We start from the raw sequence: 24623 nt of genomic DNA, 5'->3' as shown, positions 1-24623 counted from the left end.
CGCGGACCTCGCTCACACAGAGAGAGCCTCAGTGTTGGGGAGTCCAGACCGACCTCTGCGGTTCACGCTAGCCGCGAGCGCCGCACTCCACACCCCCCCCCCCGCCTCAGGCGTTTTCGGGCGGGTGTCGCCGCAACGGGTGTGTGTTGCTTGGAATGTGACGGCGGGTCGGATCGCTGCCAGACGATGGCGATGACCGTGACCAGCCACGGTCGGCCGAGGCACCTTGAGCGGGCCCCGGCGGGTCTTTCCCCTCCCCGCCCCTTCCCACTACCAGGGGCTCCGCCCCTGGACCCCGGGCATCGACGAGCCGACGGCCGCCGAGGTGCACACCTGCACCGGTGAGCTGATCGCGGCCAGCACGCAGGCGCGGCGGCGGAAGACCGAGCGGACGCCCGCACACGTCCCAGCCGTCCAGCCGGGGGCCGGGGCAGAGCCCCGGTTTCGCTCCCCCTGGACCCGGGGGGCGACGAGGCGACGGTCGCCGTCTGCTACGCGGGCGGGGGCCGGGGCGGAGCCCCCCACGCGGTGGAGCCGCGTATCGTTACAGCCCGTCGCAGGCGTCACGGTCCGCTGGACGCCCCCTAGGGCCGTCCGGAGTGGCCCCTGAGTGGGCTCGGCGCTCGGGGTGGTAGTTCACCGGTCGAGGGTTTGGTTATAGTAGAGGCGCGTCGGAGCGGAAAAGTCCGGCGCAGGCGGACGTAGCTCAGTTGGTAGAGCGCAACCTTGCCAAGGTTGAGGTCGCGAGTTCGAGCCTCGTCGTCCGCTCAGGGAACGCAAGGGCCCCGGCCGATCGGTCGGGGCCCTTGGTCGTTCTTCCGTGCCTCTCGGCCCGCGGCCTACTTCCAGCTGGTGCCGGTCAGCAGCTCGTAAGCCTCCGCGTACTTCGCGTGGGTCCGCTCGACGACCTCCGCCGGGAGCGGGGGCGGCGGCTGCTCGCTGGTGCGGTCCCAGCCGGAGGCCGGGGAGGTCAGCCAGTCGCGGACGTACTGCTTGTCGAAGGACGGCTGCGCGTGGCCGGGCTCCCACTGGTCGGCGGGCCAGAAGCGGGAGGAGTCCGGGGTCAGTACCTCGTCGGCGAGCACCGGCTCGGCGCTCTCCGCGCCGAGGGTCGCCTCGGCGTAGCCGAACTCGAACTTGGTGTCGGCGAGGATGATCCCACGGGCGCGGGAGATCTCCCGGGCGCGGTTGTAGACGGCGAGGGTGGCCTGGCGCAGCTGGGCGGCGGGCTCGGCGCCGATGCGGTGGGCCACCTCCTCGTACGCCACGTTCTCGTCGTGCTCGCCGACCGCGGCCTTGGTGGCCGGGGTGAAGATCGGGGAGGGCAGCTCGGAGCCGTCGGTCAGCCCCTCGGGGAGGGCGATTCCGCACACCGTACGGGTCTCGCGGTACTCGGCCAGGCCGGAGCCGGTCAGATAGCCGCGCGCCACGCATTCGACCGGGACCATCCGCAGCGACCGGCACACCAGGGTCCGGCCCTCCCAGTCGGCGGGGGCGCCGGCGGGCAGCTCGGTGGACAGGACGTGGTTGGGGACGAGGTCGGCGAGGAGATCGAACCACCAGAGGGAGAGCTGGGTGAGGATCTTGCCCTTGTCGGGGATCTCGGTCGGCAGGACCCAGTCGTAGGCGGACATCCGGTCGCTGGCGACCATGACGAGCTCACCGCGCTCGTTCCGGTAGAGGTCGCGCACCTTGCCGGTGTGCAGGTGCTGAAGGCCCGGAACCTCGACCGGCTCGGGCTTCTCAACGAATCCGGACACGCTTCCTCCTGGTGTTTTTGTCCAAGCCCCCTCGATTCTGCCGCACGGAACGGCATCGACCTGCGGCGGGGCGCGGAGCCGCGGGGGTGCGGCGCTCCGGGTTCCGCTTCCGGCCGGTTCGAACACGTCGTACGAGGAACTCGTGCGGCAGGACACAGATGGGGGCGTCGGGGAGGTGCCGGATGGCCGACGCGGCGATCGTGGGCAGCGGGCCCAACGGGCTCGCTGCCGCCGTCACCCTGGCCCGCGCCGGGCTGCGGGTGGCGGTGTACGAGGCCGCCGCCGACATCGGCGGCGGGCTGCGCACCCAGCCGCTCTTCGACTCGGAGATCGCCCACGACATCTGCTCGGCGGTCCACCCCATGGCGCCCGCCTCCCGCTTCTTCCGCGAGTTCGGCCTGGCCGCGCGCGGGGTGGAACTGCTGACGCCCGAGGTCTCCTACGCCCATCCGCTGGACGGCGCCCATCCGCTGGACGGCGGCCGCGCCGCGCTCGCCCACCGCGATCTGGGGACCACCTGCGCCGGGCTCGGCCCGGACGGGGAGCGCTGGCGGCGGCTGATGGCGCCGCTGGTGCGGCACAGCGAGGACGTGGTCGACTTCATCCTCTCCGGGCAGCGCGCCCTCCCCCGCGATCCGGTGGCACCGCTGCTGCTGGCCCCCCGCATCCTCGTGCACGGCACCGGGCTCGGTGCCGCCCGCTTCACCGGTGAGGCGGCGCCCGCCCTGCTCACCGGGGTCGCCGCCCATGCCGTGGGCGAACTGCCCAGCCTGGCCGGCGGTGCGGTGGCGGCCCTCCTCGGGCATCTGGCCCATGGCTCCGGCTGGCCGCTGCCGCGCGGCGGCAGCGCCCGGATCGCCGAGGCCATGGTGGACGACATCACCGCGCACGGCGGCACCTTCCACACCGGGCGCGCGATCGGCGACCTCCGTGAGCTGGACGGGTATCGCGCGGTGCTGCTCGACACCGGTGTTCCGGGGCTGCTGGACATCGCCGGGCGCGCGCTGCCCGACCGCTACGCCCGGGCGCTGCGGCGGTTCCGCTACGGCCCAGCCGCCGCCAAGGCCGACTTCCTGGTGAGCGAGCCGATTCCGTGGGCCGACCCCGCCGTGGGCCGCGCCGGGACCGTGCACCTGGGCGGCACCCATGCCGAACTGGTCCGGGAGGAGAACCGGACCGCGCGCGGGGTCCGCAGCCGGACGCCCTTCGTGCTGCTCGTCGACCCGGCCGTCACCGACCCCGGACGCGCCCGGCCCGGCAGGCGCCCGGTGTGGGCCTACGCCCATATGCCGAACGGCGACGACACCGATCCGGTGGAGCTGATCCGCTCCCGGATCGAGACGTACGCCCCCGGCTTCGGCGACACGGTGCTCGCGGCGCGCGGGATGTCCGGGCGGGACCTGGAGGCGTACGACCCCAATGACGTGGGCGGGGACATCGGCTCGGGCGCGATGACGATCCGGCAGAGCCTCGCCCGTCCGGTGCCCCGCCTCGACCCGTACCGCACCCCGCTGCCCGGCCTCTTCCTCTGCTCATCGGCGACCCCGCCGGGGCCGGGGGTCCATGGGATGTGCGGCTACCTGGCGGCCCTGTCGGCGCTACGCCATCGGTTCGGCGTACGGAAGGCCCCGTCCCTGGCCCCGGTGGCGTAGGGGCGGCTCCGGCGGATCGACGCCTGCGGCGGGCTGTTCCCCTCCCCGCCCCTTCCCTCACAGCGTCAATGTGCGGCTCCGCCGCGTGGGGGCTCCGCCCCAGGCCCCCAGTCGGGCGACCCGGACGGCACGGATGTCCGCCCGGCCATCCACCGCGCCGGTATGCCCACCGCGCTCAGCCCGCCGGTACAGGTGCTCACGGCGGCGACGGCCGACTCGTCGACTCCCGGGGTCCAGGGGCGGAGCCCCTGCCACGCGGCGGAGCCGCATATCGATGCTGCCCGCCTCACCCCCGCTTGCAGATCCGATCCAGCAGATTCGCCGTCGCGCGCTGAACCCGCTCATCCGTATGCCCCGGGCGATCCAGCGCGGGCGACCACGCGAACGTCCCCGACGCGAAGACCAGCGCACCGCTCGGGGCCCGGTACAGCGACGACTCCTGGTGGCGGATCACCCCCTCCGTGTCCTCGTACGGGGAGTGGGCCAGGAGGATGCGGCGGAGGTGGTCGGGGAGGGCGGTGCGGGGGAAGTAGCGGTCGGCCTCGCCGGCGACCAGGCCGGGGATCTCGTCGCCCTCCTCCGCGCCGGTGGCCTCCCACAGCCAGTGGCCGGCGTTGCGCACGATCAGCGGGCTCGGCTCGGGCACCCGGCCCGCGTACTGGATGCCGATGAGCTGCTGCTCGGGCGCGGTCTCCCGCCAGAGCGCCGAGCGGCCGGGGCCGCGGCGCTTGCGGCAGGTCAGCAGCCGGGCCGGGCCGGAGGGCGAGGGGGCGAGTTCGATCTGCCAGTACATGGTGTTCGCGGAGAGGAAGACCAGGGAGGTGCCGCTGTCGCGGGCCGCCTCCACGGTGTGGCGCATCGGCGCCGACCAGTACTCGTCGTGGCCGGGGAAGACCAGCCCCCGGTAGCGGGTGGGGTCGACGCTGCCCGCGTGCAGGTCGCGCATCTCGGCGTAGGCCAGGTCGTAGCCGTAGCGCTCGGCCCAGCGGATGAAGTCGTAGGCGTGCCCCACATGGAGGGGCAGCCCCGCGCCCGCGTACGGCCGGTCGAAGGAGACCGTGGTGGCCGCCTCCGACTCGCCCAGCAGTTTTCCCCGCTCGTCCCAGGCGTGGTAGAGGCTGGCGCCGGTCCGGCCGTCCTCCGGGTAGAGGTTGTACGCCTGCCAGGTGAGGTCCGGGAGGACGAGGAGGAGGTCGGCGGGGCGGCTGTCACGGACGGTGAAGGGGATGTGGCTGCGGTAGCCGTCCAGGGTGGTCAGCACCGCGACATACGCGCCGAGCTTCCAGTACGAGGGGATCTGCATCCGCCAGGACAGCCACCAGTGGTGGCAGGAGACGGTGCGGTCGGCGGTGAGCGGGGGCGGCTGGACGATCCCGGACAGCCGGGGGCTGGTGGTGATCTTCAGTGCGCCGGTGCCGTCGTAGTAGCCGATGCGGTAGATGTCCACGCTGAACTGCTGGGGCGGATCCACCGTGATCCGGAAGTCGATGGCCTCGCCGGGGGCCGCCGCGGAGGTGGAGGTGAAGCCCTTGATCTGCCGGTGGACGTCGTCGGCGGTGCGGGGGCCGGGGATCCTGGCGATGCCGCTCGCGTCGATCCGCCCGGCCGCCTGGACGTCGGTCCCGGAGAGATGGACGTCGTCGACGTACCACGGGACCACCCGGCCGGTGTCGTCGAAGTAGTTCTCACTGTCGCGCAGCCAGGGCAGCGGGCCCTGGCCGAAAGGATCCGTCACCGCGTGAGCGAGCGCTCCCGACTCCCAGCGCCGGATCTGGTCCGTCCCCACAACTGCTCCCCTCCCTGCGTTACCCGGCGGCGCCTCGCCTCGCTGTCCTCGCACACCGCACCGCCGCGGGTCCGGCCTTGTGGGCCGGGCTGCGGGGCCGGTCCTGCGGTTCTGACCGGGTTGGGCCGGAACTCCTGGGCCGGGCAACAGCGACCGGTCCAAGCACATCACATTACGCACCCACTCCGTCACCGATAGTCGCTAAATTGCCGGAACAGACACCGAACGCGCGACAAGGGTGGACATAGGAGCGGTATTCGGCGGACTCCGCGCCGCTATACCAGCCGGACGGGCTTCTCCGGGCGGACCCCCACCTCGCCGAGCCACGCGCGCAGCGGCCCGTCGTCGCCGTCCTCCACCAGGCTGAGCACCGGATGGGCCAGATCGGCCCGCCGCCGCCCGCCGACGAGCAGCGCGGGCCCGTCCAGCCAGTCGAGGCCGGGGACCGCGCCCGCGGTGTCCACGGCGGCGCAGCAGACCATGGCGGTGACATGGTCGGCGAGCAGCTCCCGGCCGGTGCGGGGCGGCTGGAGCGGGAACGCCGGGGCGAAGCCGTCGATCCACGGATCGCCGCCGGAGCCGCCCGCGGGCCCCTCGGCCCCCGCCGCGGGGCCCTGGCCGTGCGCCCGGGTGGCGGCGGCCTCCTCCCGGGCCACCTCGACGCTGAGCCGGGCGGCGAGGCGGGGGGCGCCGCCGTCGGCACCGTCGGCCGGGTCGGCCGGGGCCCCGGTGAGCCGGTCGATGACCCGGGCCAGGGTGGCCGGGGCGGGCCCGCTCGCGCGGGCCGGGGCGGGGGCGGCGCCGACGGGCTCGTGGGTGTCGTCCCGCTCGTCCAGGAGCCGGTTCAGCCGGGCGGCCTCCTGCCGCCACTTGCGGTCCACGACCTCCTCCGGGTACGCGCCCCAGTCGACCGGGGACCAGTCGGGGCCCGGCTCCGGCGGGCCGCCGTGGAAGAGGCGGGCGGCGAGCAGCGAGGTGGCCTCGTCTATCACCCCGGGCTCCTCCAGCAGGTCGCAGGCCGGGCGCTCGCTCAGCCGGGAGGTGAATCCCTCGGCGAGCCGGTCGCGGCGGGAGAGCTCGGTGAGCGCCGAGACCACGCCCGCGTCCAGCCGGGAGGGCCAGCGACCCATCCGCCAGGCGGGCAGCGCGACCCGGGTCAGCAGCCGGTCCCAGCCCGCGTAGGCGAGGCCCACCTGCTCCTGGGCGACGATCCGCAGCCCGTAGTCGACCGTCTGGGCCCGCTCAGAGGCGGCCGCGGCGACCGCGCGCTCCATCTCGGCCGCCTGGTCCCGGCAGCCGCGCAGCAGCAGCCGGGCCACCCAGCCGACGAAGGCGAAGGCGGGCCGGCGCACCGCCGCCACCAGGGCGGGCGCGGGCCCGGACGACGGCTCGCCGCCGCGGGCCGCGACGGCCACGGCGGCGTCAAGACCGCGCACGAAGCGGCGGGCGGAGGCTATGTCGGGGTGGACGGACGGGCCGGTGCCCGCCACCACGGGGGCGAGCAGCGCGCGCAGCTCGGCGACCCGCATCCACCACAGGAACGGCGAGCCGATCACCAGCACCGGTGCCCGCGGGACGCGCCGCTCGGGGCGGTCCACGACCCGGTCGGCGCCGGCCGCCGGGCCGGGCCCTCCGGTGCCACGCACCGGGCGGGGCTCCTCGACCGCTAGGGCGCCGCGGTCCCGGCGCTCCCCGCGGTGGGCGTGCGCCGGATGCGTACGGTCCTCCAGCCAGCTGTCGCAGTCGGGGGTGAGCGCTATGGCCGAGGGCGCGGGGACCTCCAGCCGCTCGGCCAGATCGCGGACCAGCTGGTAGAGGTCGGGCGCCGTTTCCTCGGCGATGGGCACCGTCGGGGTGAGCGCGGGCCTGGCCCGGACGACCACGGCGGCCACGGCCGCCGCCAGCATCAGGACCACCAGGGCGCCCCCGGTCACCACCCAGCGCAGGGCCGTCCAGCCCTCGTCCTGGGAGCCGCCGATGCTGCCGGTGGCGCTTCCGGCCAGCAGCACGACGGCGGCGGCGGCCGGGAGGAGTGCGACCGCCAGCGCGGTGCTCCGGATGCGCAGTACCGCGAGGGCGCGGGCACGCGCCGCCAGGGCACCTGCTTCGGGACCTGCCACGGTTCTCATCACCCCCTACTGTCCGGCCGGTGTTTGAACAGCGGACGACGGCGGCGTTGTTTTCTCCCCACCCACTGTCGCACCGGCCACCGACTCCGCAATGCCAGTGGGCCAGTTGCCGCACCTCGCCTGAGCGGCACACTAGTTGGGGGCCGGGCGTGCGTCAGCAGGATGCGGAACCGCTCACCCAATGGAATGGCCTTGGGTAAAACCGGGAACTTCGCGATGGCGACGCCGGGCCCCGTGTGAACAGGCCGAAGCGGGCCGAAGCGGCCTTCCGAACCGTTCACCGGCCCACTAGAGCCCCCGGTTGAGACACTTCTTACAGCCGTCCCCGGTCACTGCTTACGAACCCGCTTCGGCGGCCGCCTTCGCCGCGATGTCGGAACGGTGGTGGGAGCCCTCCAGGCCGATCCGGCCCACCGCGCGGTACGCCCGCTCGCGCGCCTTCGCCAGGTCGGAGCCGGTCGCGGTGACGGAGAGCACCCGGCCGCCCGCGCTCACCACCTCACCGGACGCGCCGTCCCGCTTGGTGCCCGCGTGCAGGACGTACGCCTTGGGGCCGTCCTTCTCGGCCACCTCATCCAGCCCGGTGATCGGGTCGCCGGTGCGGGGGGTGTCCGGGTAGTTGTGCGAGGCGAGGACCACGGTCACGGCGGCGCCGTCACTCCAGCGCAGCGGCGGCTCGGCCTCCAGACGGCCGGTGGCGGCGGCGAGCAGCACCGCGGCCAGCGGGGTCTTCAGCCGGGCCAGCACCACCTGGGTCTCCGGGTCGCCGAAGCGCGCGTTGAACTCGATCACGCGCACCCCCCGCGAGGTGATCGCCAGGCCCGCGTACAGCAGCCCGGAGAAGGGCGTGCCGCGGCGCTGCAGCTCGTCGACGGTGGGCTGGCAGACCGTGGCCACGACCTCGTCCACCAGGGCGGGGTCCGCCCAGGGCAGCGGGGAGTACGCACCCATGCCGCCGGTGTTCGGGCCCTCGTCGCCGTCGTGGGCGCGCTTGAAGTCCTGGGCGGGCTGGAGCGGGACCACGGTCTCGCCGTCGGTGATCGCGAAGAGGGAGACCTCCGGGCCGTCCAGGAACTCCTCGATCACCACCCGGCCGCAGGCCAGCGCGTGTGCGCGGGCGGCCTCGACGTCCTCGGTCACCACGACGCCCTTGCCCGCGGCGAGGCCGTCGTCCTTGACGACGTACGGCGGGCCGAAGGCGTCCAGCGCCTCGTCGACCTCGGCGGGGCCGGTGCACACATAGGCACGGGCGGTGGGCACGCCCGCCGCCGCCATCACGTCCTTGGCGAACGCCTTGGAGCCCTCGAGCCGCGCGGCCTCCGCGGACGGCCCGAAGGCCGGGATCCCGCGCTCGCGCACGGCGTCGGCCACCCCCGCCACGAGGGGGGCCTCCGGCCCCACGACCACCAGGCCCGCCCCCAGGGAGGCGGCGAGGTCGGCGACGGCGGCACCGTCGAGCGCGTCGACCGCGTGCAGCTCGGCCACCTCGGCGATGCCGGCGTTGCCGGGGGCGCAGTGCAGTGCGGTGACGTCGGGGTCGAGGGAGAGAGCGCGGCACAGGGCATGTTCGCGGGCGCCGCCGCCGATGACGAGGACCTTCACGGTAGGCAGCCTATTGCCTGGGGCGGCGGGCGCTGTGCGGCGGGGGCCGCGGCACGGTCCGAGAACGGTCCGAGAGCGGTCCGAACGCGATTCGAGGGCGGTTCGAGGGTGGTCCGGCGCGGTCCGGCCGGGAGTCCCGTGCGAGCCCTGCGCCGTGAGCGGGGGCACTCTTTTGGGTGAGGAGTGGGCGGTCCTATACCCGATGGGGCAGCCCTTACGGGCTGAAATCCGGTGATCGAGTCCTCGTGGCCAGCCGTTCGGCGGTAGGAATGGTGGTCGCGTGTCAGCCGCGCGCAGGAGAAACGCCGCCGCAGAGGGAGTCGCACGGTGAGTCAGCCGGAGATGCAGCCCGAGGGGCTCCCTCGGCAGGAGGGCGCGAGGAAACAGGGTGACCTGCTCGGCCGGCCCTTCCCGCACGGCGACTGGGGCGAGCCCGCGGAGCGGCTCGACGAGCTGTACCAGTGGGTCGAGGAGGGCGCGCTGGAGGTCGCCGGGTGGTACCTCGCCGACCGGGTGTGGAAGCGGCGGGCCGCCCGGGTGCTGCGGGCGGGGGCCGCCGTGGCGGGCGTCGTGGGGGCCGTACTGCCGCTGCTGGATCTGAACGGAACGCTGGACGGCGGCGCCGGATGGGGCGCGCTGGCGCTGCTGCTGGCGGTCGCGTGCGTCGGCGGCGACCGGTTCTTCGGGCTGACGTCCGGCTGGATGCGGGACATGGCCACGGCGCAGGCGGTGCAGCGGCGGCTGGAGGCGCTGCAGTTCGACTGGGCGTCGGAGAGCGTGCGGGAGGTGCTGGGCCCGACCGAGGGCACCGCGAGCGAGGCCGTGGAGCGCTGTCTGTCGGTGCTGCGGCGGTTCTGCGAGGACGTGTCGGAGCTGGTGCGGGCCGAGACGGCGGGCTGGATGGCGGACTTCGGATCCGGTTCCGCGCCGCTGGTCACGCAGTCGCTGATGGCTCAGGGCTCCCGCCCGGACAGCGGGAGCCCCGCGAGCCGCTTTCCGCTGCCGCCGGGCCCCGCCCGGCCCAATATGCCGCGGCAGCGTCCGCCCGAGCCGCCCCGCTGAGGACGGCCGCGGGGCCTCCCGGAGTCGGCGGTCAGCCCGGTGGTCAGCTCCGTGATCAGCCCGGTGGTCAGCCCGGTGGTCAGCTGAAGACGATCATCGAGCCCTGGCCGAGGCTGCGCGTCGCCGCCGCGTGCAGGCCCAGCCACACATGGCGCTCCCGCGCGAAGGGGCTGTCCTCGTACGGGACCGACGCCGCCGGTTCCTCCAGGCTCGTGGGACGGGCCGGGGGCGCGGGGGCGGCCGGGGGGTTGGACGGGTCGATGCCGAGCGCCGGGGCGACCGCCTCCAGCTCGCGCAGCAGTCCATGACTGGAGCCCAACGGACCGCCGCCCTCGAGGAGTTCGTCGTTGGACAGCGGACTCTGGAAGTCGACGGGGACGTACGCGCCCGCGTGGTCGTAGTGCCACACCAGATGCGACTGCTGGGCCGTGGGCTCGAACATCTCCAGCAACTGCTCGTAGTCCCCGCCGAGTTCGTCCACTGGCGTCACCGCGAGTCCGCACATCTGCAGCAGATAGGCACGGCGGAGGAAGTGCAGCGCGTCGTAGTCGAAACCGGCCACCGGGGCGACATCCCCGGAAAGACCCGGCATATAGCTGAAGACGGGCACGGGCGGCAGACCGGCATCACTGAGCGCCTTGTCGTACGCGGCGATCTCTTCGGCGAAGGGGTTGTCGGGGCTGTGGCACAGCACATCGACGAGGGGGACCAGCCAGAGGTCACATGCCACGCGATCTCACTCTCGTATCCGTACGGTCGATGGTCGGCCCAGCGTAATGCCCCACGTACGCGGCGCGAAGAGTGCAGGACCCCGGCCCTGGGGGGCGGGGGTCCATGGATCAGGGGGAGTTCGCGAAGAGTTCAGGAGGAGATCAGGGGGAGTTGACTTCCGGCTCGGTCCCCGTCCCGTTCCGCGAGCGCGTCTCCTCCCCCGCCACCAACCGCTCGATCAGCGCACGGAAATGCGTGTTGTACGCCGCTATGAGCCGCTCCGAGTCATGGGGATCCACCCGGGTGACCGCCGCCGTGAGCTCGCAGTGCCCCGTCCACAGGACACCCCGCAGATCGGGTACGCGCCGCAGGTACGGCACCGTGAACACCCAGGTCTGCACCCGCAGCCGCTGGAGGAAGTCCGACACGTACGGATTGCCGACCAGTCCGCAGATCTCCCGCCAGAAGCGCAGGTCGTAGCCGATGAGGATGTCCAGATCGCCGGAGCGGGCGGCCCGTTCGGCCTCCTCGGCCCGCCGCCGCACCGAGGCCAGCGCCTGCGGGGTCATGGTGCTCAGGGACCGCTCGCCGTAGTGCCGGAAGACGCCCTCCACCACCATCGTCCGGGCGTCCACCATGTGCCGGAAGTCGTCGATGGTGAACTCGTGGACCTTGAAGCCCCGGTGCTCCTCGACATCGAGCAGCCCCTGCGAGCACAGGTCCAGCAGCGCCTCCCGGACGGGGGTCGCGGAGACGCCGTACTGCTGGGCGATCTCCTTGACGGTGAACTGGCGCCCCGCAGGGAGCCTGCCCGCGAGCACCTCGTCACAGAGCGCGTCGGCGATCTGCTGCCGCAGGGTGTTCCGCTTGACCGGGCTGGTGCCGGGCACGGGCATCGAGGACCGTCTCCTTCCACGGCCGTCGGTGGTAAGAATGCGGACGGCCCTCGCATCACGATATGCGAGGGCCGTTGCGCGGAACACGCAGAGTGCGGCAGTGGTCTACACCGGGCAGCCATCGGGCAGCCGTCGGGCCGCGTCCAGAGGCAAACGGGCAGCGCCCGGAAGCCGGTACCGGCGGCCGCTACGCCGTATGTGCGTCGGCCGCGTTCAGCGCCTCGTCCAGGATCGCCAGACCCTCCTTGGCCTCGGCCTCGGTGACGGTGCACGGCGGCACGACATGGGTGCGGTTCATGTTCACGAAGGGCCACAGACCGCCGCGCTTGCAGGCCGCCGCGAAGTCGGCCATCGGCTGGTTGTCCGCTCCGCCCGCGTTGTACGGCACGAGCGGTTCGCGGGTCTCCTTGTCCTTGACGAGGTCCAGCGCCCAGAAAACGCCGAGGCCGCGCACCTCGCCGACCGAGGGGTGTCGCTCGGCGATCTCCCGCAGCGCGGGGCCGATCACGTTCTCCCCGATCGCGGCGGCGTTCTCCACGATCCCCTCCTCCGCCATCGCGTTGATCGTCGCGATGGCCGAGGCGCAGGCCAGCGGGTGGCCGGAGTAGGTGAGCCCGCCCGGGTAGGGGCGCTGGTCGAAGGTCGCGGCGATCTCGGCGGAGATCGCGACGCCGCCGAGCGGCACATAGCCGGAGTTGACGCCCTTGGCGAAGGTCAGCAGGTCCGGGGTGACGCCGAAGTGGTCGGCCGCGAACCAGTGGCCGGTGCGGCCGAAGCCCGCCATGACCTCGTCCAGGATGAACACGATGCCGTAGCGGTCGCAGATCTCCCGGACCCCGGCCAGATAGCCGGGCGGCGGGACCATGATCCCGGCGGTGCCGGGGATGGTCTCCAGGATGATCGCGGCGACGGTCTGCGGGCCCTCGAAGGCGATGGTGTCCTCGAGGTGGCGCAGCGCGCGCTCGCACTCCTGCTGCTCGCTGTCGGCGTGGAAGGGCGAGCGGTAGCGGAACGGCGCCCAGAAGTGCACCACACCCGCCGAGGCGGTGTCGGAGGGCCAGCGGCGGGGGTCGCCGGTGAGGTTGATCGCGGCGGCGGTGGCGCCGTGGTACGAGCGGTAGGCGGAGAGCACCTTGGCGCGGCCGGTGTGCAGCCGGGCCATGCGGACCGCGTTCTCCACCGCCTCGGCGCCGCCGTTGGTGAAGAAGATCTTGTCGAGGTCACCGGGGGTGCGCTCGGCGACCAGCCGCGCCGCCTCGGACCGCACGTCCACGGCGAACCCCGGCGCGATGGTGCACAGCTTCGCGGCCTGCTCCTGGATCGCGGCCACGACCTTGGGGTGCTGGTGGCCGATGTTGGTGTTCACCAGCTGGCAGGAGAAGTCGAGGTAGCGGTTGCCGTCGTAGTCCCAGAAGTACGAGCCTTCGGCGCCCGCGACGGCGAGGGGGTCGATCAGGCCCTGCGCGGACCAGGAGTGGAAGACATGCGCGCGGTCGGCGGCCTTGACGGCGGCGCCGGCCGCGTGGTCGGGGCTGGGCTGCACGGACACGTTCGTACCTCGGATCGCTCGCGGGTCGGGGCGGCACCAGCGTACGGACCCCGGCCCCGCGCCCGGCACCGACAGCCTGTCCGGGTTTCGGGTCGTACGCCGACATCCTGCCGGGCGGCGGAGGGACCTGTGGCCGTCGCCGGTGGTCGGGGCGCGGCTGTCCGGATTTCGCTCCCGGCGGTCCCCTCCGGAGCTCCGGATATCCGTTCTCCGGCTCGGGAGTGACACAGGACGGATATGGAACCGATAACGGATCGTCCGCGTCGTCCACTTCGCTCTCAGCCGCCCTTATTCTCTCCGGGGGGCTGATCAGGGGGATTCACGGGGAAGGGACGATCGACGCATGGAAGACCTGGGGGCCGAGGACCCTCGCTGGATCGGTGAGTACCGGCTGCTCCGGCGCCTTGGCGCGGGTGGCATGGGCCGGGTGTTCCTGGCTCATTCAGCACGCGGGCGCACGGTGGCGGTGAAGCTCGTCCAGACCGAGCTCGCCCAACAGGCCGAATTCCGGCGGCGGTTCAAACAGGAGGTGCGGGCCGCACAGCGGGTCGGGGGCGCATGGACCGCGCCGGTGCTGGACGCCGACACCGAGGCCGCCACCCCATGGGTCGCCACCGGCTACATCGCCGGTCCCTCCCTGCACGCGATCGTCGCCGAGTCGGGCCGTCTGCCCGAGCGGACCGTCCACATCCTGGCGCACGGCCTGACGCAGGCGCTCCGCGACATCCACGACGCCGGTCTGGTCCACCGCGACCTCAAACCGTCCAACGTCCTGGTCACCATCGACGGTCCGCGCGTCATCGACTTCGGTATCGCACGGGCGCTGGAGACCGTCACCGACGGCATCCTCACACGCAGCGGCGCCGTCGTCGGATCGCCCGGCTTCATGTCGCCCGAGCAGGTGCGCGGCGAGCGGGTCACCCCGGCCAGCGACGTCTTCTGCCTCGGCTCGGTGCTCGCCTACGCGGCGACCGGCCGTCAGCCCTTCGGCACGGCCGACAGCGGGGTGCACGCGGTGATGTACCGCATCGCCCAGGAGGAACCGGACCTGGACGGGCTGCCGGAGGGGCTGCGTGACCTCGTCACCGACTGCCTGAAGAAGGCCCCGGACGACCGGCCCTCGCTGGAGGCGTTGCTGGAGCGTACGGCCGGGGCGGACGACGACGGCGAGCCGTGGCTGCCGGGCACGCTCGTCGCCCAGCTCGGGCGGCACGCGGTGCAGTTGCTGGAGGTGGAGACGCCCGCCGGGCCGGGGGTGCCCGCTCGGCCCGCCGTACCGCCCGCGGCCGGGGCGCCGGGCCCCGCCGTCCCGCCGCCGCCCGCCGCGCCGCCGTCGGCCACGTCGTACCCCCTGGCCCCGGCGGAACCCCCCACACCCCCGCCACCGACCACCCCGCCCCGCCCCTCGGCGGCGCCCCTCCCCCCGGCTCCGTCCACTCCGCCCTCGGCGGGCGCGGCGCAGGGCGGCCCGGCCCGGCCCGGCGGGGACCCGGGCGCGCCGCGGGCGGGCGAGGACCAGGGCGAACCCGACCCGGCCGCCGGGCCACAGGCAGGCGGCACGCCGTCGGCCGACCCGCGCCGGCCCGCCGGCCCGTCCGGCGCCCCGCAGGCCGACGCGGCGGGGGGCTCCGCCGCCCCGCCCAACGCACCCGGTGGTGCCACACCCGGCGGACCGTCCGCCGCGCCTCAGGCAGGCGCGGGGCAGGCCGGACCGGGCCACGGCGCCCCACACGCAACACCTGGCGGCCCTGCCGCCACACCGCACGCAGGCGCCGGGCAAGCCGCGCCGGATCACGGCACCCCGCACGCGGGCGCACCGGGCCACGGCGCCCCCGGAAGCACCACCCCGCCGCAGGCCGGGGCAGCCGGGGGAGCCGCCGCCTTGCCCAACACACCCGGTGGCGCCCCGCACGCAACACCCGGCGGACCTGCCGCCGCACCGCAGGCAGGTGCGCCGCAGGCGCCTGGTGGTGCCGCGCCGAGCCATGGCGCCCCGCACGCCGCCGCACCCGGAACACCCGCCGGACCCTCCGCCGGGCCGCAGGCGAGCACGCCGCACGCAGGCCCGCCACACGCAGGCACCCCACACGCGGGCACACCGCACACAGGCACGCCCGGCCACGGCGCGCCCGGAAACGCCACCCCGCCGCAGGCAGGCCCGGGTGCCGTCGCTCCCAACTCGCCCGGTTCCGCCGGGCCCTACGCCCCCGGGGCGTACGGCTACCCGTCGCACGCCACGCCGCCGCAGGCACCGCAGACGCCGCAGGCGGGCGCGGAGGGTGAGCCGCCGACGCCGGCGCACGGCTTTGGGCCGCCCGCGGTCACCTCGTTCGGGGCGGCCGCCGGGTCGCCCTCCGCCGGGTTCGGCGGACCGGGTGGGCCAGGGGCGCCGAGCGGGCCCGGGGGCGGCTCGTCGCAGACGCCCCCGACGCCGAACCGGCGGCGCCGTAAGACGCTCATCGTCGTCTCCGCCGCCGTCGCCACCGCCCTCATAGCCGGGGTCACCGCGCTCGCCATCGTCAAGGGGAACGACGACAAGGGCGACCGGGCCAAGACCGACTACGACAAGATGACCCACACAGCGCCCACCCCGGGCGCATCGGGCGGCGGCAACTCCAAGGGCTCCTCCGGGGGTTCGGACGGCCCCGATCCGTCCGCGACCAAGCTGGAGACGTCGGGCGACGTGCCCACCGAGTATCTGGGCGCCTGGGAGGGCGAGATCAAGGAGAGCGGCGAGTCGACCGGCAAGATCCGCCGGGTCGTGCTCTCGCAGGGGCCGGTCGGCGCGGTCGTCGCCGAGACCCTGACCTCCGACTCGGACTCGTTCTGCCAGGACTCCGCCAAGCTCAAGTCGGTGGACAGCCTGCTCCTCATCGAGGACGAGGAGGTCGCCACCAGCATCCCCGAGGACAGTTGCAGCGCGGTCGGCGAGCAGACGCTGCGGCTGGGCAACGACGGCACTCTCGCCTGGAGCACCACGGACGGCTCCTCCGAGGCGACGCTGCGCCCCTCCAAGAGCGGCGGCAAGCCCATCCCCTCCGGGTACGTGGGCACTTGGCTGGCCAAGGACGCGTTCGGGAAGCCCGACGCCACGTTGAAGATCACCATCAAGCAGGGCGCGATCGGCTCCGTGGTGGGCCAGGAGGTCGCGGACAGCAAGAAGTACCACTGCGAGGGTGACCGGATCCTGGCCTCGGTGGAGAAGGGACTGGTCCTCAGCCCTTCGAAGTTCACCGGGGGAACTCCCAAGAATCTCTGCGGACCCGGCACGTCACTCACGTTCACATCTTCCGGACATGACAAGCTGCGTGTCGAATATGACGACCCGGACGATTACAGCGATGAGACGATGACACAGACGTTCACCCGCCTCGACTGATCGGCCGATCGGCAGAGGGACTATCGGCACAGGGACAGGAGCCACACCGCGATGGAGAACCTCGGGGCCCAGGACCCGCGGTGGATCGGCGAGTACCGACTGCTCGGCAAGCTGGGCGAGGGCGGAATGGGCCGGGTCTATCTCGCCCGCTCCGCCCGCGGCCGCACCGTGGCGGTGAAGCTCGTACAGGCCGAACTCGCACGCCAGGCGGACTTCCGCAGCCGCTTCAAACGGGAAGTGGAGGCCGCGACACGAGTCGGCGGCCAATGGACCGCGCCGGTGCTCGACGCCGACACCGATGCCGAGGTGCCCTGGGTGGCCACCGGCTACATCGGCGGTCCGTCCCTGCACAGCGTCGTGGCCGAGGACTTCGGGGCGCTGCCCGAGCGCTCACTGCGGATCCTGGCCCACGGACTGGCCCTCGCGCTGCGCGACATCCACGGCGCCGGGCTGATCCATCGCGATCTGAAACCGTCCAACATCCTCGTCACGATCGACGGTCCGCGCGTCATCGACTTCGGCATCGCGCGCGCCCTGGACGCCGTGGGCAGCACCACGGGCGGCAATCTGACGACGACCGGCGCGGTCGTCGGCTCGCCCGGGTTCATGTCGCCAGAGCAGGTGCGCGGGGAGCCGGTCACCGCCGCGAGCGATGTCTTCTGCCTCGGCTCGGTGCTCGCCTTCGCCGCCACCGGACGTCAGCCCTTCGGCAACCTGGACAGCGGCATCCACGCCCTGATGTACCGAATAGCCCAGGAGGAGCCCGATCTGGTGGGGCTCCCGGAAGGGGCGCTCGGGATGGTCACCGCGTGCCTGGAGAAGGACCCGGCCAAGCGGCCGTCGGTGGACGAGTTGGTGGCCGCCACCCAGCCGGTGGCCGATGACGGCGAGCCCTGGCTGCCGGGCGGACTGCTCGCCCGGCTGGGGCGGGACGCGCTCCAACTGCTGGAAGTGGAGGCCGAGAACGCGCAGCCGGACTCCCTGACGCCGCCGCAGAGCCCGTCGGCGTACGGCCACCCCCAGCCCGGCCCCGGTCCCCACACACCGCCCGGTCCGCACACACCGCCCAGCCCGTATGCCTCCCCGTCCGCGTACGCGACGCCCCAGGCGCACGGGTACGCGATGAACGCCCAGCCCTGGCAGGGCGGCTATCAGGCGCCGGTCGGCTACCCCGGCCCCGGCACGCGGATGAGGCCGATCCGGGGTCTGGCCACCGCCTTGGTGAGCATGTTCGGCGTCTGGCTGACACTGACCCTGCTCGACATGGCGCTGAACATCTCGCTGCTCGACGCGTACTTCGGCGGCGATCTCGACCCGGCCGCCCGGAACATCATCTACAGCAAGAGCAGTGACATCGATTCGCTGGGCACCGGGATCGGTGTCGCGGTGTGCGTGCTCGCCGTGCTGTGGCTGGTCTGGTTCCGGACCGCCTACATCAACTCCACGGTGCTCAACCCCGGGCGGCAGCGGTTCGGCAGCGGCTACTCCGTGGGCGCCTGGTTCATCCCGGTCGCCCAGCTGTGGCTCCCCAAGCAGATCGCCAACGACATCTGGACCTCCAGCACTCCCCCGGGGCCCGGACGTAACGGACGCGCGGTGCTGCACTGGTGGTGGACGTGTTTCGTGCTCATGTTCCTGATGTTCCCGGTGCACGGGGCCAGCGAGATCGTCAGCGACAACATCAAGGAACAGCGACCCGGTGTCGTCATCAACATCGCCGACGACGCCATCGGCATCCTGGCGGCGGTGCTGGCCATCGGCGTGGTCCGGCGGATCACCAAGATGCAGGAGCGGCGGGCCGCACAGCCCGTCGGCCAGGCGCAGCAGCCCGCCGGGGTGTTCGGCCCGCCCGCGGCGTAGTGACGCCGAGGCGCGGGCCGCGCTTCCGCCGTGGCCCGCGCTCCCGCCGAGGGGTCAGAGGAACGAGTTGATCTGGATGGTCTCGTCACGGCCCGGCCCGACGCCGATGGCCGAGATCGGGGCGCCCGACATCTCCTCCAGCGCCTGGACGTACTTCTGCGCGTTCTTCGGCAGCTCGTCGAAGGTCTTGGCCTGGGTGATGTCCTCCGACCAGCCCGGCAGCGTCTCGTAGATGGGCTTGGCGTGGTGGAAGTCGGTCTGGCTGTACGGCAGCTCCTCGACGCGCTTGCCGTCGATCTCGTACGCCACGCACACCGGGATCCGCTCCCAGCCGGTGAGCACGTCCAGCTTGGTGAGGAAGAAGTCGGTCAGGCCGTTGACCCGGGTCGCGTAGCGCGCGATGACCGCGTCGAACCAGCCGCAGCGCCGGTCGCGCCCGGTGGTCACACCGCGCTCGCCGCCGATCGTGCGCAGCTTCTCGCCGTCCTCGTCGAGGAGCTCGGTGGGGAACGGGCCCGCGCCGACGCGGGTGGTGTACGCCTTCAGGATGCCGATCACGCGGCTGATCTTCGTCGGGCCCACTCCGGTGCCGGTGCAGGCGCCGCCCGCGGTCGGGTTGGAGGAGGTGACGAAGGGGTACGTGCCGTGATCGACGTCGAGCAGGGTGCCCTGCCCGCCCTCGAAGAGCACGACCTGGCCCTGGTCGATGGCGTTGTTGAGCAGGAGGGTGGTGTCGGCGACATAGCCGCCGAGCCGGTCCGCGTAGCCCAGCAGCTCCTCGACGACCTGGTCGACCGCGATGGCGCGGCGGTTGTAGAGCTTGGCCAGCACCTGGTTCTTGTAGTCCAGGGCCGCCTCGACCTTCTGCCGCAGGATCGACTCGTCGAAGAGGTCCTGGACCCGGATGCCCACGCGGTTGATCTTGTCCGCGTAGGCCGGGCCGATGCCACGGCCGGTGGTGCCGATCTTCCGCTTGCCGAGGAATCGTTCCGACACCTTGTCGAGGGTCGTGTGATACGGCGTGATCAGATGAGCGTTACCGCTGATCAGCAGCTTGGACGTATCGACGCCGCGGTCGGCGAGCCCGCTCAGCTCGGAGAGCAGGACCGCGGGATCCACGACGACGCCGTTGCCGATGACCGGGGTACACCCGGGCGAGAGGATTCCGGACGGGAGGAGGTGCAGCGCGTACTTCTGGTCGCCGACCACCACCGTGTGGCCCGCGTTGTTACCGCCCTGGTAGCGCACTACATAGTCCACGGAGCCACCGAGCAGATCGGTGGCCTTTCCCTTGCCCTCGTCACCCCACTGAGCACCGAGCAGCACAAGTGCGGGCACAGGCGTACACCCCTTCCGGGCGGGGCATGTCCAACGTGCATGGTGACGTGCGCCACCACAAGAGCCGTCGAACCGGTGCCCCGGATAGACGAAGCCCCTGGCGCAACAGCGACAGGGGCTCTTGCACCGAGAGATTACCTGAGGAAGGACCGAGGTGTCGGCTCCAGATCCCCGGCCCCCTGCGCCGGACACCGCCCGGGGGCGCCCGCTGCTCATGGTCATCGACCCCAACGCCCGCCGCACGGACGGGGAGTCGGTGCGAATCGCGAAGGATGTGCTGTGTGCGGGCGCGCAGACGAAAATCTGCCTGCCGGACGGCCCGGAGGAAGTCGAGCGGGCGCTGGCCCGCCGGGGCGCCCGCCGGCCGGTGCTGGTGGGCGACGACCGCGCCCTGCTGCGGATGGTGGAGCTGCTGCACCGGCGGCGGGAGCTGGCGGACGCCGCGCTGTCGGTGGTCCCGGTCGGCGGCTCCGCCACGGTCGCCCTGGCCCATTCGCTCGGGGTGCCGACGGACGCGGTCGCCGCGGCCCGTACGGTCCTCGACGGGACCGCGCGCCCGCGTGACCTGCTGGTGGACGAGAGCGGTGGAGTGGTCCTCGGCGGTCTGCGGATCCCCTCCGGGCTCGCTCCTCACGGTGCGCACGACGGGATGCCGGGCGGGGGGGGGGGGGGGCGCGGCCGCGGCCCGCGGAGGGGCGCGCTCGGGGGGGGGGGGGGCGCGCGGGGGGGCGAGGGCGGGCGCGCGGCGCGCGCGGGCGGGGGGGGGGGGGGGGGACGTCGGGGGGTGGGGTCTCCCGACGGGGCTCGCGCGTCCGGGGGGGCCGGGCGGGAGGCGGGGGGGCGGCGGCGGCGCGACGGCCGGGCCGGACGGAATGGACGGAATGGACGGAATGGACGGGCCGGACGGGCACGGCCCGGGGCCGCACGGCGACGGGACGCGGGGCCGGGACTGCGGCTGCGATCCCTGCGTCCACGACCGCCGCCGGGCCGAGGACGGCCGGGACGGCGCGGGCCCGCCCGGCCATGACCGGGAGGGCCCCGACGGGGAGGGCGACGGCCACCGGCCGTGGTGGAGCCCGGCGGCCCGCACCGCCCGCACCGCGCTGACGCTGCTCTCGCTCCCCGTGATCGGCCTGTCGGGCGGCGCCCGGCGCCCGGCGCATCCGCCGCCGCAGCGGCTGCGGATCGAGGCGGACGGGGTGCTGCTGACCGATCTGGACCGGCCGGTGGAGCGCGTCTCGGTCTCGACGGCCGCGCCGGGCGGCGGGCTGGCCGAGATCGTGGTCCACCCCCACGCGGCGGGCGGCCCGCTGCGCACCCGGGCACGCGCCGTCACCGTCTCCGGCCCGGACTTCCGCTACCACGCGGACGCGCTGATCCGCGGCCCGGTCCGCAGCCGCACCTGGACGGTCCTGGCCGAGGCCTGGAGCCTGATGCTCCCCCACCGCCCTTGAGCCCCACTCGCGCCGCTACGGGGCCCGGTGGGGCCGGGGCGGCGCGGGCGTGCCGGGCCGGGCGGCGTGGGCAGGGATTCAGCCCGCTTCGGCCTCGCGGGCCTCGGCGGCGCGGCGCTCGGCCTTCTGGGCGCGCCAGCGCTCGAGCATCTTGGGCAGCTCCCGCTGGACGAATTCGAAGAAGTCGGCGGTCTCGGTGATCCGCAGCCCCGCCGGGGTGCCGGGGCCGAGCACCTTCGCGCCGTCGCGCATGGTGCTCTCCCAGCGGGCGACAATCTGGTCGCGGCGGGTCAGCGTCTCGTACCAGACCTCGTTGTTGTAGAGCCGGTAGCGATCGCGGCGGGAGCCCGGCTCGCGCTCCCGCACCACCATGTCGACCTGCGACAGATAGCGGATCGCGCCCGAGACCGCGGCCGGGCTGATCCGCAGCCGCTCGGCGAGCTCCGCCGAGGTAAGGGCCCCGGAATCGGAGACGAGAAGCGCCGCGAAGACCCGCGCCGCCATGCGCTGCATCCCGGCCTCGGCCAGATCGGCCGCGAACCGCTCGACGAACCTGGACACCGCCGCCTCGTCACGCGCCGCTTCACCGGGCGTGTCATCGGGGGCGCCCCCCGGTTCGATCGTCTCCCTCACCGCTTCATCATCTCCCCTCTTCGTCACATCATCATAAGTTTATACGGTTCCTTAACTTCACAAATTTGTGAAACTAGCGTAGCTTCGAAATCATGAAAACGGCTATCTCCGTGTCCGGCCTCCACAAGTCCTTCGGCCGGACCCACGCGTTGGACGGCCTCGACCTCGAAGTCGAGGCAGGTGAGGTCCATGGCTTCCTCGGGCCCAACGGCGCCGGAAAGTCCACGACCATCCGGGTTCTCCTCGGGCTGCTCCGCGCCGACTCCGGCGCCGTGCAGATGCTGGGCAAGGACCCCTGGCACGACGCGGTCGACCTCCACCGCCACATCGCGTACGTCCCCGGAGACGTCACCCTGTGGCGCAACCTGAGCGGTGGAGAGGTCATCGACCTGTACGGGCGGCTGCGCGGTGGGCTGGACAGCGCACGCCGCGCCGAGCTCCTGGAGCGGTTCGAGCTCGACCCCACCAAGAAGGGCCGTACGTACTCCAAGGGCAATCGCCAGAAGGTCGCCCTGGTCGCCGCGTTCGCATCCGAAGTGGAGCTGCTGATCCTCGACGAGCCGACCTCCGGGCTCGACCCGCTCATGGAGGAGGTCTTCCGCGAGTGCGTCGCCGAGGAGCGCGACCGGGGTCGTACGGTGCTGCTCTCCAGCCACATCCTCAGCGAGGTCGAGGCGCTCTGCCGGAGGGTGAGCATCATCCGCAAGGGCCGGCGGGTGGAGTCCGGCACCCTCACCGAGCTGCGCCATCTGACCCGTACGTCGGTGACCGCCGAGCTCGCCGGCGAGCCCAACGGCCTGTCCGGCCTCCCCGGTGTGCACAACGTGGACATCCAGGGCAGCCAGGTCAAGCTCCAGGTCGAATCCGACAAGATGGACGCCGTGCTGCGGCAGCTCACCCAGGTCGGGGTGCGCAGTCTCATCTCCACCCCGCCCACCCTGGAAGAGCTCTTCCTGCGCCACTACCAGGACGACATCACGGGCACGGAAGCCGAGGCGATCGCCCGATGACCGCCGTAGCCGACGCCCGGGTCTCCCCCCGCACCCGCGGATCGGCCCACGATCTGGCGGGCACGGGCACGCTGCTGCGGCTCGCCCTGCGCCGCGACCGGATCATGATGCCGGTGTGGGTGCTGTGCCTGGGGCTCACGGCCAGCAGCACCGTCGGCCGTCTGAAGAGCGCGTACGACACCCCCGCCCGGCGCGCCAATCTCGTCGAGGACATGAACGGGAACGGCTCGACCCGGGCCCTGTTCGGCGCCGCCTTCGACGACACGCTCGGCGCGCTGACCGTCTGGCGCGTGGGTGCCTTCCTTACGGTGTTCGCCGCGATCATGAGCCTGCTCATCGTGATCCGGCACACCCGTGAGGAGGAGGAGACCGGCCGCCAGGAGGCGCTCTCCGCCGGCATGGTCGGCCGCCGCGCGGGGCTCACCTCGGCCCTGCTCGCCGTGGCCATCGCCAACGGCGCGGTGACCCTGCTCATCGCGGGCGGCCTCGCGGGCCAGGGCGGCACCGGCGCGCTGGCCCTCGGCCTCGCCGTCGGGCTGTCCGGTATGGCCTTCGGCGGTCTGGCCGCCGTCGCCGCCCAGCTCACGGAGAACGCACGGCTGGCCCGGGGCCTGAGCTCCGCCGCGGTCGGCATCGCCTTCGTGCTGCGCATGGCGGGTGACGCCGCCGAGGACGGCAGCAAGGGCTCCGGCCATGTCCTGGTCTGGCTCTCGCCGCTGGGCTGGGCCGAGTACGCCCGGCCGTACGCGGACGAGCGCTGGTGGCCGCTGCTGCTGATCGCCGTGCTCGCCGCGGCCTCGATCGCCCTCGCGTACTCCCTCGCCGGGCGTCGCGACGTGGGCGCCAGCTTCTACGCCAGCCGTCCCGGCCCGCCGGCCGCCGGCCCGCTGCTGAGCGGGGTCTACGGCCTGGGCTGGCGGCTGCAGCGCGGCGCCCTGTTCGGCTGGGCCGCGGGCATCGTCTTCGCGGGCGCCATCTTCGGAGGCATCTCCGACGGTGCGAACGACTTCCTCGGCGACAGCGACAAGACCCGCGACATCATCCAGCGGATGGGCGGCGCCCAGGGGCTCAACGACGCGTTCCTGGCCGCCATGGTCGGTGTCCTGGGCACCATTCTCACCGTCTACACCACCACCTCCGTGCTGCGGCTGCGCAGCGAGGAGACCGACCAGCGCGCGGAGCCCCTGCTGGCCAACGCCGTCGGCCGGCTGCGCTGGGCCGGGAGCCACCTGGTCATCGCGTACCTCGGCCCGGTCGTCATCCTCGCCATCGGCGGTCTGGCGCTGGGGTTGGGCTACGGCATCGCGGCGGGCGATCTGGCCGACCAGCTCCCCCGCTGCCTCGGTGCCACCCTCGCCCAGCTCCCGGCGCTGTGGGTGCTCACCAGCGTGACGCTCTTCCTCGTGGGCGTGGTGCCGAAGTACTCGGCCGCGGCCTGGGCCTTCGTCGGCTGGGTGGTCGCCTTGGGCTGGATGGGCCCGGCGCTGGAGCTGTCCGATTCCGTCATGGACACCTCACCCTTCAGCCATCTGCCGAAGCTGCCGGGCGACGACGTGACGGCAGCGCCGTTCCTGTGGCTGCTGCTCCTCTCGGTCATTCTCGCCGCCGGAGGACTGGTGGGCATGCGCCGCCGTGACATCGGCGGCTGACCCCCGTCGGCCCACCACGTCCCGGCAACCGCCCCCCGTTGTCCACAGGCTGTGGACAAAGGGGGGGCTGGTGTTCCCCCCCCCGTCGCCGGGGCCGCTCCGAGCTCGGCCCGCAGCGCGCGCCGGGGTGGTTTTAACATATGACGGGGCCGC

General features: G+C 73.4%; 16 protein-coding genes, 1 tRNA gene and 1 pseudogene. 9 read left to right on the top strand and 9 right to left on the bottom strand.

Annotation, left to right across the window (positions count from 1 at the left end; all coding sequences use genetic code 11):
- Nucleotides 1-695: 695 nt before the first annotated feature.
- A tRNA-Gly gene (locus ACFXB5_RS16955) sits at nucleotides 696-768 on the top strand.
- 71 nt (nucleotides 769-839) lie between these two features.
- Here ACFXB5_RS16955 and ACFXB5_RS16950 read toward each other — a convergent pair.
- Nucleotides 840-1760: a phosphoribosylaminoimidazolesuccinocarboxamide synthase gene (locus ACFXB5_RS16950; RefSeq protein WP_385208153.1), complete on the bottom strand. Its 921-nt coding sequence runs from the start codon at nucleotides 1758-1760 to the stop codon at nucleotides 840-842.
- Nucleotides 1761-1942: 182 nt separating this feature from the next.
- Between ACFXB5_RS16950 and ACFXB5_RS16945 the strand changes: the two genes are divergently transcribed.
- A complete protein-coding gene (locus ACFXB5_RS16945; protein ID WP_385208150.1) occupies nucleotides 1943-3412 on the top strand; it encodes a phytoene desaturase family protein in 1470 nt (489 codons plus the stop codon).
- Between the two features lie 286 nt (nucleotides 3413-3698).
- On the opposite strand, the gene ACFXB5_RS16940 is transcribed toward ACFXB5_RS16945, so the two are convergent.
- From ACFXB5_RS16940 to purD, 3 genes are all read right to left on the bottom strand, one after another.
- A complete protein-coding gene (locus ACFXB5_RS16940) occupies nucleotides 3699-5198 on the bottom strand; it encodes a N,N-dimethylformamidase beta subunit family domain-containing protein (protein WP_385208147.1) in 1500 nt (499 codons plus the stop codon).
- A gap of 275 nt (nucleotides 5199-5473) precedes the next feature.
- Nucleotides 5474-7327 (bottom strand): hypothetical protein, encoded by a 1854-nt coding sequence (locus ACFXB5_RS16935; RefSeq protein WP_385208144.1) that lies wholly within the window; start codon nucleotides 7325-7327, stop codon nucleotides 5474-5476.
- Nucleotides 7328-7663: 336 nt separating this feature from the next.
- Nucleotides 7664-8929, bottom strand: a complete 1266-nt coding sequence (gene purD / locus ACFXB5_RS16930; protein ID WP_385208141.1) for a phosphoribosylamine--glycine ligase — start codon at nucleotides 8927-8929, stop codon at nucleotides 7664-7666.
- A gap of 327 nt (nucleotides 8930-9256) precedes the next feature.
- Here purD and ACFXB5_RS16925 point away from each other — a divergent pair, with 327 nt between their 5' ends.
- Nucleotides 9257-9991 (top strand): SLATT domain-containing protein, encoded by a 735-nt coding sequence (locus ACFXB5_RS16925; protein WP_385208139.1) that lies wholly within the window; start codon nucleotides 9257-9259, stop codon nucleotides 9989-9991.
- A gap of 79 nt (nucleotides 9992-10070) precedes the next feature.
- Here ACFXB5_RS16925 and ACFXB5_RS16920 read toward each other — a convergent pair whose 3' ends face one another.
- The 3 genes from ACFXB5_RS16920 to ACFXB5_RS16910 all read right to left on the bottom strand — a co-directional run bounded on the left by ACFXB5_RS16920 (nucleotide 10071) and on the right by ACFXB5_RS16910 (nucleotide 13147).
- Nucleotides 10071-10721 carry a hypothetical protein gene (locus tag ACFXB5_RS16920; protein WP_201854044.1) on the bottom strand — a complete coding sequence of 217 codons (651 nt, stop codon included), beginning with the start codon at nucleotides 10719-10721 and terminating at the stop codon, nucleotides 10071-10073.
- 142 nt (nucleotides 10722-10863) lie between these two features.
- Nucleotides 10864-11598 (bottom strand): GntR family transcriptional regulator, encoded by a 735-nt coding sequence (locus ACFXB5_RS16915; RefSeq protein ID WP_385208136.1) that lies wholly within the window; start codon nucleotides 11596-11598, stop codon nucleotides 10864-10866.
- A 187-nt stretch (nucleotides 11599-11785) separates the two neighbouring features.
- A complete protein-coding gene (locus tag ACFXB5_RS16910) occupies nucleotides 11786-13147 on the bottom strand; it encodes an aspartate aminotransferase family protein (RefSeq protein WP_385208133.1) in 1362 nt (453 codons plus the stop codon).
- Between the two features lie 343 nt (nucleotides 13148-13490).
- Between ACFXB5_RS16910 and ACFXB5_RS16905 the strand changes: the two genes are divergently transcribed.
- Together ACFXB5_RS16905 and ACFXB5_RS16900 are read left to right on the top strand one after the other, a co-directional pair.
- Nucleotides 13491-16526: a protein kinase gene (locus ACFXB5_RS16905; protein WP_385208130.1), complete on the top strand. Its 3036-nt coding sequence runs from the start codon at nucleotides 13491-13493 to the stop codon at nucleotides 16524-16526.
- 51 nt (nucleotides 16527-16577) lie between these two features.
- Entirely contained in the window at nucleotides 16578-18386 is a 1809-nt protein-coding gene (locus ACFXB5_RS16900; RefSeq protein WP_385208127.1) for a DUF4328 domain-containing protein, read from the top strand.
- Between the two features lie 54 nt (nucleotides 18387-18440).
- Here the strand turns inward: ACFXB5_RS16900 and ACFXB5_RS16895 are convergent, their stop codons facing one another.
- Nucleotides 18441-19724, bottom strand: coding sequence for an adenylosuccinate synthase (locus tag ACFXB5_RS16895; protein ID WP_385208124.1), 1284 nt, complete (start codon nucleotides 19722-19724; stop codon nucleotides 18441-18443).
- Between the two features lie 214 nt (nucleotides 19725-19938).
- Here ACFXB5_RS16895 and ACFXB5_RS16890 point away from each other — a divergent pair.
- Nucleotides 19939-20347, top strand: a pseudogene (locus ACFXB5_RS16890) (hypothetical protein); the annotation flags it as partial.
- Between the two features lie 258 nt (nucleotides 20348-20605).
- Nucleotides 20606-21178 carry a hypothetical protein gene (locus ACFXB5_RS16885; RefSeq protein WP_385208122.1) on the top strand — a complete coding sequence of 191 codons (573 nt, stop codon included), beginning with the start codon at nucleotides 20606-20608 and terminating at the stop codon, nucleotides 21176-21178.
- Nucleotides 21179-21256: 78 nt separating this feature from the next.
- Here ACFXB5_RS16885 and ACFXB5_RS16880 read toward each other — a convergent pair whose 3' ends face one another.
- Nucleotides 21257-21811 (bottom strand): GbsR/MarR family transcriptional regulator, encoded by a 555-nt coding sequence (locus ACFXB5_RS16880; RefSeq protein WP_385208119.1) that lies wholly within the window; start codon nucleotides 21809-21811, stop codon nucleotides 21257-21259.
- 92 nt (nucleotides 21812-21903) lie between these two features.
- Between ACFXB5_RS16880 and ACFXB5_RS16875 the strand changes: the two genes are divergently transcribed.
- Nucleotides 21904-22821 (top strand): ATP-binding cassette domain-containing protein, encoded by a 918-nt coding sequence (locus ACFXB5_RS16875; protein ID WP_385208116.1) that lies wholly within the window; start codon nucleotides 21904-21906, stop codon nucleotides 22819-22821.
- Complete coding sequence (locus tag ACFXB5_RS16870) at nucleotides 22818-24470, top strand: ABC transporter permease (RefSeq protein ID WP_385208113.1); 1653 nt, start codon at nucleotides 22818-22820, stop codon at nucleotides 24468-24470. The genes ACFXB5_RS16875 and ACFXB5_RS16870 overlap by 4 nt, the downstream gene beginning before the upstream one ends.
- The last annotated feature ends 153 nt before the right edge of the window (nucleotides 24471-24623 follow it).

Source organism: Streptomyces sp. NPDC059455 (assembly GCF_042750115.1).
GTDB lineage: Bacteria > Actinomycetota > Actinomycetes > Streptomycetales > Streptomycetaceae > Streptomyces > Streptomyces endocoffeicus.
This window is presented reverse-complemented; position numbering and strand designations above follow the sequence as displayed.

Bases quoted from the DNA above. Each gene is read 5' to 3' on its own strand.
- ACFXB5_RS16945 (WP_385208150.1), top strand. From the start codon at position 1,943: ATGGCCGACGCGGCGATCGTGGGCAGCGGGCCCAACGGGCTCGCTGCC.
- ACFXB5_RS16935 (WP_385208144.1), bottom strand. From the start codon at position 7,327: ATGAGAACCGTGGCAGGTCCCGAAGCAGGTGCCCTGGCGGCGCGTGCC.
- ACFXB5_RS16915 (WP_385208136.1), bottom strand. From the start codon at position 11,598: ATGCCCGTGCCCGGCACCAGCCCGGTCAAGCGGAACACCCTGCGGCAG.
- ACFXB5_RS16905 (WP_385208130.1), top strand. From the start codon at position 13,491: ATGGAAGACCTGGGGGCCGAGGACCCTCGCTGGATCGGTGAGTACCGG.
- ACFXB5_RS16900 (WP_385208127.1), top strand. From the start codon at position 16,578: ATGGAGAACCTCGGGGCCCAGGACCCGCGGTGGATCGGCGAGTACCGA.
- ACFXB5_RS16885 (WP_385208122.1), top strand. From the start codon at position 20,606: ATGGACGGAATGGACGGGCCGGACGGGCACGGCCCGGGGCCGCACGGC.
- ACFXB5_RS16875 (WP_385208116.1), top strand. From the start codon at position 21,904: ATGAAAACGGCTATCTCCGTGTCCGGCCTCCACAAGTCCTTCGGCCGG.
- ACFXB5_RS16870 (WP_385208113.1), top strand. From the start codon at position 22,818: ATGACCGCCGTAGCCGACGCCCGGGTCTCCCCCCGCACCCGCGGATCG.